Here is a 14,574-nt window from a genome sequence, read left to right on the forward strand (position 1 = left end):
AGTCCCCTATCCTCAGTCCCATAATAATTAAGTCTCTTTCCACACCGTCTAAGTTTGCGACTTGGGGTAAATGTCCCCATTTTTCAAACCCGAAGGATTGAAATAATTTTAAACTGGGTTGATTGTGAGCAAAAATAAAACCCAACAAGGTTTTTAAACCTAAGTTGGGGCTTTCGTGAACAGCTGTGGCTAATAGTTGTTTTCCTAAGCCTCGCTGATGGAAGGCTGGGGCGATATAAATACTAATTTCGGCGGTGGCGTGATAGGCTGGTCGTCCGTAAAATGATTGGAAACTCAGCCACCCTGCTATCACTCCCTGTTGTTCGATTACCCACAGGGGACGTTTATTAGCCACTCGTCCCTGAAACCAAGCACGGCGACTTTCTACAGACACAGGTTCTAAATCAGCAGTGGCGAGGCGGGTAGGAATTGCAGCATTATATATTGCTACTATTGCTGACAAATCAGTTTCATTCGCATGACGGATGGTCATTGCTGCCGTTTTGCAGAAAATTTGGTGGAAATATTCACAAATAATACATTGTTCACAGTCATAATTCTATGTCTCCTACAGTAATTATCACGGGTGCTTCTCAAGGTATTGGCAAGGCCACAGCATTGTTATTCGCTCAACAAGGTTATGATGTGGTTTTAGCCGCACGTCAGCCAGAACGTTTAGAGGCGGTGGCGGCTGAGGTGCGAAATTTGGGACGACAAGCTTTAGCTATCCCTACGGATGTCAGCCAAGTGGAACAGGTAAACCACCTGATAGAGAAAGCTTTAGATGTTTATAGTCATATCGATGTATTGGTAAATAATGCAGGGATTTGCATGACAGGGCCAATCGAAAATACTTCTTTGAGTGATTGGCAGCAGATAATGAATGTTAATTTTTGGGCTTATTTATACACAATTCAAGCAATACTACCCCACTTTTTGCAGCGAGGTACTGGGACAATTGTCAATGTGGGGTCTTTTGGTGGCAAAATGCCGTTACCTAATATGACTGCTTATTGTACAAGTAAGTATGCTGTTACAGGTTTAACTGAGACTTTACGCCTGGAATTACAACCAAAAGGTATTCATGTTTGTGCAGTACAACCGAGTGTTACTAACAGCGATTTTATGGAGCGATCGCAATTTCGCGGTAAGGATGAACAAGAAGCTCAAAAGTATCGCCAGCAGATGAATGATATCTTAAATACTGCTGTAGCTAGTCAACCTGAAGATGTAGCTCAAGCCATTTGGGATGTCGTCAAACATCACAAAGATGAAATAGTCGTTGGTTCTGGTGCAGTGACTACTACTGTCTATCGATTATTTCCTAGTCTCATGCAGTGGATAATGCAGAAGACCAGTTAAATTGCTTGGTGAATCCATGAGTCTATAGTCGCAACATATAACTATAGACTAATCAATAATTGCTCAGTTTCTCTGTCTAAAGTTTTAAGTTTTTGTCAGAGATTTTTGTTATTTAGCACAATATTTTCAACTCTGCTTTACAGCTAGAGGCAGAGTTGTCAAGCATTATCTCTTACTAACATAGAAGTTGTAATAAATCTTTATTTATGATAATTTTCTATGTCTATAGATAATGATAATATAAAAGCCAAGAATAACGACAATAATCCTGTACAATTTGAAATTTATCAGTTTATTAATAAATTCAGGACAGGTATTTGGTTTTTTGGGATACCGTCTTGGATTTTTGGCATCACTGACAGAAGTATGGCGGCGTTTGCTGATGGATATTTATCAGCAACAGAAATATTGCAGATTTTTACAACCTCTCTCTTTTTCCTGATTTGGCTATATTTAAAACCTGAAGATAATTTGGATGAAAATACTGATATAAGTCCATATCAAGGCTATTTCTGCTTTACTCAGACTAATAATTTTGAGCTAAAAAAAAGGCACATGATTAGCCAGGAGTATATTTTACCTTTTCCTTATCTCTGCCAAATTTATCATCTTTTAAACCTGAAACATTTAGAAACTGTTCATAGTTTTAGTTTAAATAATTTGAAAGTTTTGAATGTTAGTGAATTCCAACCTACCAATATAGGTGGAATCATCAAGTTTCAAACGTTGATAGATGAGCCGGCTAATCCTTTGCGAATGTGGAGACGACCTATAGTTGAGGTGGATTTAATCTTACATACTCCATATACTATTGAATTGAGTATTCCAGTCTACAATAATAAAAGAATAAGAGTAATATTTTGCGCTGTACCATTAACTGAGAAAGAACATCAATTCTTTATAGAAATTTATAGCGATTTGGAATGGCCTAAACCAATCTTGCAAATTTTATTACATCTTGCTTCTTGTTTAACTCTCTGGGAAGATTTACCTTATCTGAGAAATTTAGCGGAAATTGATATTGAACGTTTATTGAAAGGTAGTAGGTCTTCTAAGCAAGCAAATATGTTACTTTTTAATAGATTTGTGGAACTATATGGTTCAAGTCGAGAGAAAATGAAATTAATTGCGGGGAGTAAATGATTTGGAACAGGCAAAGTCAAAAATCAAAAAATTCTTGAAATTGTATTCTCGCGCTTTTCAGCCAGGCGGTGAGAGGTCAACAAATCGGCTCAATCAGCCTTGAACCAACGATGACCAACAGCTAAATAAGCTTTTACCTCTAAAGGGCAACCGGGTTGATAAACTAGCTTAAGATGATTGATGGTGCGCCAGAACACACTAAAGCTACCAGGGCTGATCAATGAGTCTAAGTATTGTAAATTAACAGGCCAAAGTTCTGGCTGATCTTTTTTTTGAATTAACCCAGGCCATTGTAGAAGGGCATCTCGCTTTTGAGGCGTGCAGCATTTCATTGCTACGGCAAGGTTAAGGAATTCACTCCAGCGAGGTTCTTTTTTGGGCTGTTGGTTTAAATAACATTCCAGTCCGATTCTAGAGCCTATTTGCTCTTCAATATCAAAGCACAAAACTATGCGATCGCTTAGAGGTTGAATGAGGGTGATCATCTCCGTCAAATCAGCCGGCACTGGTTCACCTTGAATTTTAGCTAAATAAGTGGGAATCATCTGTGGGGATAAACCATCAACATTGATCCGCAATGGTTTTCCGGGACGCGATCGCATTGCCCCAATTTGACTTATTCCTACCCCATCAGGTAAGGCATTGACACACCGTTCAACTAAAGCCTTGCGCTGCTGATCAAGGGGACAATTTTGCAACAATGATATTAATTTTACTAACTTTAAGTTAGCCTCAATGTTCTTATCTTGAAACTCCTCTCCCCGCAAACTAAAAAACCAACAAGCTACCGTTAACCCATCTGTTAATCCATCAAGATCAAATTCGAGCCACATATCCTTAACTGTCTGATACACAAAAGAATTAACAGTTGTCCAATCTTGACAGAAACTTTCAAGCTGTTGCCAAAATGGATAAGATATCAGTGGTTCAGGAATAAGAAATTTCATAGGTTGTAAGCCTACTGATACATCTACTCTTGGTTGCTCTGCTGCCAGTCGGCATTCTAAAAGCATTGGCGACAGAGGTGGCAAAATTTCAGTCAGATGTTTTATGGCAGTTAATTGTTGTTGGGAAACGAGTACATCTGAGAGATAAGGAACCACTAAGCGTAAATAATTTTCCAATGAGTAATTCATCGTCTTCTTACCGAAATTTTAGTCATCAACCATCAAACTTCTACCCATTTTATAATTAGGGTTGCCTGAAAAATTCTTTTCGTGGAGATAGGTAAGAGGCAAGGTTTAACTGCTAAGAACAAATTTTTCGATAGTCATTTGATTGTTTGTCATTCCTGTAATGCCATTCAGTTTATTCCTGTTTGCCTAGCATAAAAATATTGGACAAAATCTCTCGCTGATGAATATTTTTGAGATAATCAACATGGTTTGGCAAACAGGTTTTCAAATGTTGAGCATAATTTTTTAATTGAGCGAATAACTGTAGAGATAAAGTTGGCTGATATGTGGCTATTGGCAAAGCTTTCTCAGGTAAATATCCCATCCCTGCCAAAATACATACATAAGAATAATCTCCAAACAATGGCTGAGAGACTGCGGAAAAATTGTGACTAGGCCAGATGTATCGCCATTGTTCTAATCGCTGCTGCAATGAATCGGGAATCTTCAGGTTATATTTATTAGCTTGCCAAAATGGAGTGTCTTCTCTTTGAGTTAAGCAATAATGAAGGACAATGAAATCGCGGATATCTTCATACAAATCCTGCATTGTCTGATTGTAATTGTCCCTAAGTATGGGATCAAATTTCCGGTCGGGAAAATTCTTGAGTAAATGATACAATCCCGCTTCAATCAAATATAACCCTGTCGATTCCAAGGGTTCGATAAATCCACTACTTAAGCCAATGCTGACACAATTTTTTACCCAGGTATTGCGAGTTTTACCTACCCTAATTTGTAGATGTCGGGCGGGAGTAGTGTATTCTTGTAAGTGCTGTCTTAACTCCATTTCGGCCTGTTCAGGAGAAATAAAAGCACTGGAATAAACATAACCGTTGCCGCTTCTCTCTACAAGTGGCGTATTCCATGCCCATCCTGAACTTAAAGCCGTTGAGGTGGTGTAAGGATTGATGCCGCCCCGCTTTTCGTTATACTTGTCTCCACTTTCATAGAATACTGGTATAGCCACGGCGCGATCGCACAATAAGCAATCATTATCAGAAATAAACGGTTCTTGCAGTGCTTGATTAATCAGTCTGCCGCTAAATCCCGAACAATCAATAAATAAATCTCCGGCAACTCCACCATGATTTTCTGTGACTAAATGCCGAATAAATCCATGTTCATCGAAAGCAACATCTAAGACGTTATCGACAATTTGTCTAATGCCTTCTGACTTTCCCTTCTCCTTCAAATAAGTAGCTAACAACCCAGCATCTAAATGATAGCCATAGTCGCTGAGTTGGGTGTGAGGATTCTGATTGTTTACAGACTTAGGTGATTTTTGAGACTCAGACAACTCAACTGCTGCAAAGCAGCTAGCATCAAAAGCTGCTGAATTACCCTGGAATTTACTTTGCAGCCAATAGTGAAAAATAGGAATAGATAAACCTGTAGTGCGAATTATATCACTTAACGGATGCCAATACACATCTTTTCCCGGCAAACCCGACCAATTCACAAATTTAATCGCATTTTTAAAGGTGGCATTACATTTAACCATCCATTCACTTTCGTTAATTCCTAATAATTTTAACGTGCCAGGAAAGGTGTGAATTGTGGCTTCACCAACACCAATAATGCCAATATCACTAGACTCTATTAAGGTAATTTGACAAGGGCTGCCTTTACCACCGTTCAGGATTTGATTTAAATATGTGGCGGATAACCAACCGGCTGAACCGCCACCCAGAATAACTATGTTTGTAATTTGTTGAGGATTTTCTAATGTCATATTTGCTGAAATTTATGATTATTTTCTTATCTGCCGATATTAAAAGCCACGCAAATTCTGTCTTCTGAAGATTTATTTGGATGAACGTAATGATTGATGTAAGAAGGAAATAAAAGAAGTAGGTCTTTTCTCGGCGAATAGAAATAGCGATCGCTAGTATAAATACTGCTTTGGTGAATTAATTCATGTGGCATAGTCAAGCCCTGTTCTGATACTGGATTCAGAAAAGCAATTTCTCCTGAATCCTGATCGGCTTGCAAATAATAAACACCGCTAAAAAAAGCATTAGGATGATTGTGGACTACATTATAGCCTCCTGTAGGGTTAACATTAACCCAGGCTTTTTTGACAAAGAATTTCTGTCTATCTGCAACCTCAATTTGATAATCTTTGCAGACAACTTCACTAAATGCCTGCACAATCACATCAAAAAATTCTTTAAATAACGGATGATGATGAATATCATCTTTACTTTGAAACGCATCCCTAGTGCTGCGATATTCCTGATAAATCCCCTGTTCTCGATAAAGCTGATGACTTTCGTGAATGAGTTCGGCAATATAACTCTCTGATAAATTTAATTTAAATCCATATATCGGGGTAAAAAACAAACGATTTTGAAATTTATGTTCAAACACTATATTTATCGTCCCCTGTGATTGTGGAAAAAGCAGTCCAGGCCAATCAGCCTGGACGCAAACTTGTAATTTTCAACTCATTGCCAGCTAGCAACTACAGACTGGAATATTTCGCTTCACCAGGGGTTGAGCATCAGAAACATAATCTTGATACGCCTTAGCTACGTTGTCACGGAAACGATTGCCAAAACCATCACAATAGTTACTATGAAAATTACCAGTGTGATTCATCGCCAATACTGCACACCCACCACCACAGTAAAGGGCGTAACGACATTTACGACAAGTAGGGTTAGTGACAACTGTACGATTCCGCCAAGTTTGATTCAATTCCTCATTTAAAACTACTTCATTGTTTTCAGTGATATGACCAATGCGGATTTTTTTATCCCCAGTTTTCTCCCAACAAGCATAGATATCACCAAAGGGGTCAAAAACATACATTTTTTTATGTGCTTGACAAAAACTGGCTTTAAAAGGAGGCAAAGATTTTTTCTTTTGTGATGGATCTTTATATTGTTCAAATATTTGTCTAATTGTATCAGGCAAGGCATCATCAGGAGGCAAAATAACTTCCATCTTTGGATATTCACGACGCATTTCTTGTAAAGCTTTCTGCAAATGCCAGGAATTAAAAGTTGTTTTTACATCTGTGTTTTCATTAGAGGCATGGATGGGAGCCGTATAGGTAGCAAATTTTTCGTAGTGATGCCAACCACGCGCCATAATTTCATCAGCTAACTCAGGCAACTGTTGGATATTGTTGCGGTCAATATTCATCCGCACACTTACCTGCACCCCTAAGTCCAATGCCATTGTGATGTTATCAGCAATTTTGTTAAAAGAACCACTGCCATCAGCATAGATGCGGCGTTTATCGTGTTCCAGTGCTGGCCCATCCAGGGTAATCTGCACTGATGAAATTTTATCAGGGCCTAGCAAATCTTTATAAGCGTGTAACTCAGTTCCATTACTAATCACATCGAAATGTGCCTGACCCAGAGATAATGCCTTATTTATAATGTATTCAATAATCGAGTGATTTTCTGCTAGCAACGGTTCTCCACCAAAGAAGGTGATACCACGAGGAATATCTGCATCTACTGGTACACCATGACCTGCCTCAATTTGGGGCATGGCTGCAAAAATTCTATCGGCTATCTCCGGCTGCATAATTTGCAACAAGTGTTTGAATGCGGGGTTAGTCCGCATATGATCTTGAAAACAATAAGCACACCGCAGATTGCAGCTGTAGGTGGGCATAATAATGTAAACTGGCATCAACAGACTTTCAATCTGATGCAGTTTCGTCGCCATCTTGACGAAAAATGTTTCTTCTTCTTCCACCGTCATTTCCGTCAAGTAACCCCGCCGTTTGAGTGACTCTATCGTTGCTGGAGAAGGTGCAACAACATCTGACTCGATAGGAGGTTCAGAAACCCATTCTCCGTAGAGAGGTTTGGGACGTTCCTTAGCTTCAGTTGAACGTAAATAAGTAGCTATTGGTCGCTTAACTTTATCAAAAGCACCTGAGTAGCCGTGTACAAGCAGGACTTCCTCTGGGTTGTTAGGTAAATCTACGTAGATTGTATAACTACTTGTCCGCAGCATATTATCTTTTCCTCATTCAATAAAGCTATGGAACTCTGGTTTTATTTATGAGTTGCTGACTGGTGACTGGTGACTGTTGACTGTTGACTGTTAACTGTTAACAGCCAACAATGACAATCGAATATTTTTTTACTTAAAAGTCCCTTAGTCAATTTCTATCAGCAGGGAAAACAATGGGAGAGTCCGATTTTGCAAGGATATGTCGATGTCGAGAACCGACTCAACGATGTTCTTGCCATTTTGGGATGCTCCCCCCCTGCTAAAATGATATTGAAATGCCAAAGATGATGTACAGATGTGTTGGGTTAGTCCTCAAACAACACATTAACCTTCATCTTTTACCATTGAGAGCAACTTGAACCACGGCTATTGCCGTAATAAAATCCACCAGCAACGGCTTCGAGAGCTTCTTCGGAAATTTCACCCTCTTCTCCTACAGTTGTCGATAAGCTCTCTAGTTCGCCATCTGTATTGACACCTAATCCCCGCGCTTCTAATTCGCGCTGAAATTCTTCAGCAGTAAAATTTAGTCCTTGTTGTTTGCCTAACTCTACAGTTAGATTAAATGCTGCTTCAGCACTGGAACTACTACTTTCTATTTGATTTCTCAATGCTTCATTTTGCTGGAGAGCATTGATCATTTCTTTTGCATTTTCTGCGGACATATCTTTTAAATCTCCTGAATACAAATTCTCAATCGACTGTTTTTCAGTCTTGTTAAATCCTATCAAGATGATAATTATTTGTGTTTCTGGAAAATTCAGGTCTTAGTTATGAAAAGTTCAGGAGTTTATCCTATGCACACCTAAAACTGCAAATTCCGTAAATAGTTCATAAAAAGTAACACTAAAAAATTATGTTACTTTTTGTAAAAAAATTACGGAAACTCGTGATTATTTGATATGTCTCAGAACTTAGAGGATGTTTGAAAACTTTTTCGTGTGGTATCCAACACTTGTAGATCCCCTATTATCCACGCCACTGGCTTTATGCCGGGAAACCCGTCCACCCTACAAAAATTATCATTAACTTACATCTTGCACCAGTTGCTTTATTGCGATTACAGGGCGGCGATGCACTCCTAAAAATTCGCTCAAAAGATAGATTTTTACGTTGTGTGCAGTGCATCGCCCTACGGTTATTGAGAATGATGCAAGATATCAGTTAAGGAACTCTTGCAAGATGTGTGTTTACTTGAGTTGACAAATTAGCTCTTAAAAATATCTTGATTGACAGCAATTAAGCAGTCTGACGCACCATACAAGACACATTTAATGTGACAGGTAAATTTAGTCCTATTTATTTAAAAAAATCATTTTATCTGTTGCCGAAAATAAATAGCAAAGTTTTAATGAATAGACCAAATTTTGCTTTAATCGAAAGTTGTTTATGATAATTGACTTTTAAAGTTACTCGATTAGAATACAGGATAAAGTCCATGAGTGAATCATTTAAATTATTTGCAATTAACTGCTCTACAATACTGGCTGGAATTGAGAGCTTGACAAAGTAGTTATTAGAGATATCTGCTAGTTGTGAGTTATTCAAAAAAATTTTTTGATGTGGGAAATCGATTATGTAGGTCATATTGTGTTCATTGCCAATTACTTCCAGAACAATAACTTGATTAATAAATAAATCTGGTACGGTCGAAGTCAAAAGTTGTTGGAGATAATTGGCAATTATTTCTTTGTTTTCTTCAGAGTCTCCAAAGTTAAATTTTGGGATATTTTCCTCTTGGACATATTTACTAATGTTGTGCAAATATTCCTGAAGGTTTTCTCCCCAAAAGTTTTTATTATGCGCTGATTTCACCTGTTCTAACTCTAAATCAATAATATCTCCTGGTTGTAATATGAAATATTTGGTTTGCGGTAAATGAGCTAAAATATTACTGATAAAAATAGTTGGGGTCATTCTCTGATAGCCATTGAAATGTAACTGATCTGGTTGACAATAGCTCAATGTCATGGAATAAGGAATGATTGTCTGTGGTTTGAGAATTCTGAGCAGTTCAACTTGGTATTTTAAAAATTCTTCTTCATCATCTGCTACTTGTTTGCTCATATCTTCTGGCAACCCATATAGTAAAGTTGGTTGATGATTGGCAAAAGTAGTATAAAGAAGAAACGCATAGTCAATGTGAAATCTATCTGCAATTTTAGATAATGTTCTTGGCGTTAATTTACAGTCATTCTGATGGAGAATGACTTGATCTTGTATTTTGACCAATAAAATAGTATCGACTGGATCATCCCAGTAACTGGTAACTTCTACTGTGTCATTGAGTTGGAGGGTTTCTCCATTCTGTAAAAGAATAATTTTGTTATAACCTATATCTCGGTATCTTTTTTCTAAATCAGGTCTTTTTGCAGGTAAAAGAACAGTGTCTATCTGATTTTTGAGTTGTTTAATAGTTTCAGGATGGCTATGATCTACATGAATATGTGAACTATAGACATAGTTTAAATTACCAAACATCTCCGGGGTAAGTTTTCGGGGTGGGAAGTGAAATAAATTTGTAGCGAAAAATGGTTCGAGGAAGTAACAAGGATCAGTCAGCAGGGAAAATTCCTCTGTTCTCAATAACAAAGAAGCATGAGTAATATATTCAATATTCATTGTGGTTACCTAGGTATGTTGATCAGGGAATAAATATTTTATAGCGGCGATCGCGCCAGGAAAGTTATGTAAAGTTCAGGTTTTCACTCGGAAAAGTTCAGGTAATTAATTTCGAGCTTGGTAATTTTGGCAATTTCAACTAATATTATTGGTAATAAATCAAACTAAATAGCAATGAGAAAGCATAACTTTTCGATTATTTAATTTGCCCATGAATAAATCTCCCTCAGTAGCAGTATTCTTAGGCCCATCTTTGCCCAGACAGCAAGCCCGTCAAATTCTTGATGCTGACTACTATCCTCCAGCGAGTAAGGGCGATATTTACCGTATTATGGCTTCAGGTGTCAAAACAATCATTCTGATTGATGGGATTTTTCACGGTAAACCTTCGATTTGGCATCGTGAACTGATTCATGCCATTGAAGAAGGGATTCAGGTATTTGGTGCATCTAGCATGGGAGCTTTGAGAGCAGCAGAGTTAGAACCGTTTGGTATGGTTGGTCACGGTCAAGTTTTTGCATGGTATCGTGATGGTCTACTGGAAAGTGATGACGAAGTAGCTCTGTTACACGGCACAGAAGAATCTGGGTTCGTTTCCATGTCAGAGCCTTTAGTTAATATTCGCTATACATTACTTCAAGCAGTAGAAGCCAACTATTTAACGGCTGAACAAGCACGCTATTTAATTGATGAGGTTAAACAGCTTTATTATCCACAGCGTTCTTACCAGCAGATGCTTCAGAGTCAAGTAATTCAAGACTTGCCATCAGAGAATGCAACCAGACTCAAGCATTACTTACTCCACCACAAGATTAACATCAAACAAATTGATGCTATGGGAGTCTTGAAACTATACGCCAGCCTCAGTCAAGAGCAAATACCAAAACCAAAGGGACGCTTTTGTTCTCCCTCTATAGATTTACAGTTCCAGCGATTAAAGATGACTGGATTTGTGACTGCTAGCGGACTGAGAGTAGGGAAAGATATATTACAACTTCTCAAACAAGATGTCGAACTGCAAGGGAGGATGCGATCGCAACTAGCAAAACGCTGCTTCTTGCTCAGATGGGCTAGACAAAATCAGATATCTTTTCCCATAGCACAGTGGCAAAGCTATTTCAGACAATGGCAACAAAAATATAACATTGTCAACGAGGCTGAATGGTTACAATCCAATGGTTTAACTTCTGTAACCTACCAAGAAATACTGGCAGAGTATTTTTTAGTTGATTGGATTGTTCAGCAAGGCCCAGACTATTTCGGTATTAAGTGGAACTATCAAACAGCCTTGTCAGCAGAATTACGCTTCACTGGTAATGTAGGATCACAAGTGAATATGTGGCCAGAGTTATCACAGCGTCGTTTGATTGTGGAATGGGCAGAACAAAATGGTGTAGTGTGTCCAGAGACAGAACTAAACAGTTATCTGGAAAAATTGCCACAACTGAATAACTTGATAGATCAAGAGCAACATCAAGCTTGGCTGGTAGAAAAAGCAATGGAAGCCTGGATTGTTGACAAAGAACCCCAATATTTTGGTATTTCTTGGTCTTTTCCACAAGCATTGTTTCAAGAATTGCAAATTACCGGAAAAGCTGCACAAATACTGGTAGTCAATAGTCATTAGTCAACCAACATGAATTTGTCTCCTCTGCTTTCTGCTTTGTGCCTAGAGAAATTTGTGAAAATTTGATATGAATAGCCTGAACAAAAATTATACTTATGGGACACATCGTTTAATTCCCCCAGCACAAACTTTAGCCAATATTCAACCTCACTTGCTAGCGATGGGAATTACCCGTTGTGCTGATGTCACAGGATTAGATCGGCTAGGTATTCCAGTCTACTGTGCCATTCGACCTACAAGACCTTGGTTACAAGTCAGTAATGGTAAAGGAATTTCCCATGAGGCGGCTAAGGTTTCGGCGTTGATGGAAGCGATTGAAGTTTTCCACGCCGAAACCCCAGATGAGCGGTTGCGGCGTGACAGTCTCAAATCATTGCAGTCGAGTGGAAAAGAGGTGATAGCACCTCATATTCTGCCAGGATACTATGATTGTGCCTATTTTCATCCTGATTTTATCCTCGATTGGGTACCAGGACAAAACCTCATGACTAACGCAGAGGTCTGGCTACCAGCCAGTGCAGTTTATGATTGTTCTTCTCGTTATTCTCCGCATCTGTATGCGATTGGAACTAATGGGCTAGCCAGTGGAAATCATATTTTAGAAGGGACAATTCATGGACTTTACGAAGTGATCGAACGAGATGCGATCGCTCACCTTGTGGTTCAAGGACGCTTAAATCTTCAAACCAGATGTAAATTTATTGCTCTCCAGACAATAGATGATCCTGGCTTACAAACTTTATTAGAACGCATCAATGCTGCTGAGTTCAAGCTTGTTCTCATCTGGGTAGAAAGCTGTATTGCTATTAACACATTTTGGGCTATTCTGCTTGACCAAAATCCTTATAACCCTGCGCTCATAGTCAATGTCGGCTATGGAACACATCTTAGTCCGAGTATTGCTGCCACACGAGCTATTACTGAAGCCGCCCAGTCACGACTCACATTTATCCACGGCGCAAGAGATGATCTCAACGCCGAGCAGATTTTTGAACGAACTAACACCCATCGTCAACTCTACAATTATTTTGATCGCATTACCAGTACCACACCCTGGCAAAAATTAACTAACTTGGCTCAACATGATTTATCGGCAGACTATAACTATGTTTTGCAGTCTCTCGGCAACAATGGCTACAAAAATGTTTATCGTGTCGATTTGACGCGAAAACCGTTTCATATTCCCGTTGTTAAAGTTTTTGTCCCTGGATTAATCATGAATCATTCCCTGTTTTAGCCGATACAAGCAACCTAACTAAGAGCCTGTTTCTTGAGAAAATCTCAAGGCAATTAGGAGCGATCGCATTAAAAAATATCATGGTGTAAAGATGTATCAAAGGAGATAAAATCAATAATAATTAGCGGCATAAAAGTTTTATTTAACCAGAAAAATTATTCCTTATTTACCAATAAAAATTAAAAGCAATAACTCATGAATTACGATTACGATCTGATAATTGTCGGTGGAGGGCCGGCTGGTTCAACAATGGCTTTGTCAGCAGCCAAGCAGGGACTTAAAGTGTTACTTGTAGACCAAGCAAAATTTCCTCGCGACAAAATCTGTGGTGATGCTTTGACCGTAATGTGTTTAAAAATTTTGCAGGAGTTTAATCTGATAGATAAATTACTACAAGAACCTCACGCTTGTGCCAATAATATGATTTTTTATTCAGAAAGCGAGCGATTAATTCCTCCAAGTATGAGTAAAACCAAAGACATTTCTACATCAAAACGCTGGATTTTTGATAATGTTTTATTCCAAGCAGCAAAAGCTTGTACTGAAACAAAAGAGGGGTTTAAAGTTGAAAACTTGCTGATGAAAGAAGATTATGTATTTGGCATTCAGGGAACATCTGAGGATGGGAGAAAACAGGAATATACGGCTAAAGTAGTGGCTGGTGCAGATGGCTGTAGCTCAGTAGTAGCGAGAAAATTAGGGTTACATCAATCTTTAAGACAGGATGGAGCAGTAGCGACTCGTGCCTACTATCGTCACCTTGATGTTTCTGGAAATGAATTAGAATTGTATTATCTTCCAGAATGTAGACCTGGTTATTTTTGGATTTTCCCTGTAGACCAAGAAACTGTCAATGTCGGAGTCATATTATTTGAACAAGACTTTAAAAATACAGGTGTTTTTCCATCAGAGATTCATCGGCATTTAATCCAATCTCCATTATTAAAAGCAAGATTTCTAGCAGCCGAACCAGTGGGAAATATTCAATGTTGGTATTTACCTTTAGCAAAGACAACAAGAACCATACATGGTAATGGTTTTATTCTAGCAGGTGATGCTGCTGGTCTAATTGATCCGTTAATAGGGCATGGAATTGATCGAGCCATGATGTCAGGGAAAATAGCAGGGGAACTGTTAGGTTCGATTTGCCGAGGCAAAGATTACAGTGCTACAGCATTACAGCCTTATGCTGATGCTGTCTGGAAATATTTTGGTTTCATATCGCAATTTGCTGTGAATTTTCGTCCTCGTCTTCAGCACGAACCATTACAGCCAATCAATTCCTTGTTATACAAAGGTATGGGAAAATTGATTTCACTTGACTGTTGAAAAAAAGGAACTGAGCCGCCTAAATTGATTTATCGAAAATTTGGGTTGAAAACCCCGTCGTTCTACGACGGCTTTCTGGTATACTAGCAGTAGGT

12 protein-coding genes are annotated in these 14,574 nt (G+C 38.6%); 5 read left to right on the top strand and 7 right to left on the bottom strand.

All coding sequences use genetic code 11. From position 1 onward, the window contains the following. Positions 1 to 493, bottom strand: a 493-nt coding sequence (locus AACS98_RS07375) for a GNAT family N-acetyltransferase (protein WP_066377804.1), incomplete at its 3' end; no start/stop codon positions are given. 68 nt (positions 494 to 561) lie between these two features. Between AACS98_RS07375 and AACS98_RS07380 the strand changes: the two genes are divergently transcribed. Together AACS98_RS07380 and AACS98_RS07385 are read left to right on the top strand one after the other, a co-directional pair. Next, positions 562 to 1,362 carry an SDR family oxidoreductase gene (locus tag AACS98_RS07380; protein WP_066377805.1) on the top strand — a complete coding sequence of 267 codons (801 nt, stop codon included), beginning with the start codon at positions 562 to 564 and terminating at the stop codon, positions 1,360 to 1,362. Positions 1,363 to 1,581: 219 nt separating this feature from the next. Then, on the top strand, positions 1,582 to 2,505 hold the full coding sequence (locus tag AACS98_RS07385; RefSeq protein ID WP_066377806.1) for a hypothetical protein: 924 nt from the start codon (positions 1,582 to 1,584) through the stop codon (positions 2,503 to 2,505). Between the two features lie 89 nt (positions 2,506 to 2,594). Here the strand turns inward: AACS98_RS07385 and AACS98_RS07390 are convergent, their stop codons facing one another. The 6 genes from AACS98_RS07390 to AACS98_RS07415 form a co-directional block, all read right to left on the bottom strand. Then, entirely contained in the window at positions 2,595 to 3,641 is a 1,047-nt protein-coding gene (locus tag AACS98_RS07390; RefSeq protein WP_066377808.1) for a hypothetical protein, read from the bottom strand. A 172-nt stretch (positions 3,642 to 3,813) separates the two neighbouring features. Continuing rightward, positions 3,814 to 5,415 carry a tryptophan halogenase family protein gene (locus AACS98_RS07395; RefSeq protein ID WP_066377809.1) on the bottom strand — a complete coding sequence of 534 codons (1,602 nt, stop codon included), beginning with the start codon at positions 5,413 to 5,415 and terminating at the stop codon, positions 3,814 to 3,816. 26 nt (positions 5,416 to 5,441) lie between these two features. Further along, positions 5,442 to 6,053, bottom strand: a complete 612-nt coding sequence (locus AACS98_RS07400; RefSeq protein WP_066377811.1) for a TIGR02466 family protein — start codon at positions 6,051 to 6,053, stop codon at positions 5,442 to 5,444. 87 nt (positions 6,054 to 6,140) lie between these two features. Continuing rightward, on the bottom strand, positions 6,141 to 7,664 hold the full coding sequence (locus tag AACS98_RS07405) for a radical SAM/SPASM domain-containing protein (RefSeq protein WP_066377814.1): 1,524 nt from the start codon (positions 7,662 to 7,664) through the stop codon (positions 6,141 to 6,143). 338 nt (positions 7,665 to 8,002) lie between these two features. After that, a complete protein-coding gene (locus tag AACS98_RS07410; protein ID WP_066377815.1) occupies positions 8,003 to 8,329 on the bottom strand; it encodes a Nif11 family protein in 327 nt (108 codons plus the stop codon). A gap of 652 nt (positions 8,330 to 8,981) precedes the next feature. Next, positions 8,982 to 10,286 carry an MBL fold metallo-hydrolase gene (locus tag AACS98_RS07415; RefSeq protein ID WP_066377816.1) on the bottom strand — a complete coding sequence of 435 codons (1,305 nt, stop codon included), beginning with the start codon at positions 10,284 to 10,286 and terminating at the stop codon, positions 8,982 to 8,984. A gap of 211 nt (positions 10,287 to 10,497) precedes the next feature. Between AACS98_RS07415 and AACS98_RS07420 the strand changes: the two genes are divergently transcribed. The 3 genes from AACS98_RS07420 to AACS98_RS07430 all read left to right on the top strand — a co-directional run bounded on the left by AACS98_RS07420 (position 10,498) and on the right by AACS98_RS07430 (position 14,479). Further along, positions 10,498 to 11,913, top strand: coding sequence for a TfuA-like protein (locus AACS98_RS07420; protein ID WP_066377817.1), 1,416 nt, complete (start codon positions 10,498 to 10,500; stop codon positions 11,911 to 11,913). Positions 11,914 to 11,980: 67 nt separating this feature from the next. Beyond that, a complete protein-coding gene (locus AACS98_RS07425; RefSeq protein ID WP_066377818.1) occupies positions 11,981 to 13,150 on the top strand; it encodes a YcaO-like family protein in 1,170 nt (389 codons plus the stop codon). Between the two features lie 195 nt (positions 13,151 to 13,345). Then, entirely contained in the window at positions 13,346 to 14,479 is a 1,134-nt protein-coding gene (locus AACS98_RS07430) for an NAD(P)/FAD-dependent oxidoreductase (RefSeq protein WP_066377819.1), read from the top strand. The last annotated feature ends 95 nt before the right edge of the window (positions 14,480 to 14,574 follow it).

The sequence above is a fragment of the Anabaena sp. CA = ATCC 33047 genome, from assembly GCF_963870205.1.
Classification (GTDB): Bacteria; Cyanobacteriota; Cyanobacteriia; order Cyanobacteriales; family Nostocaceae; genus Trichormus.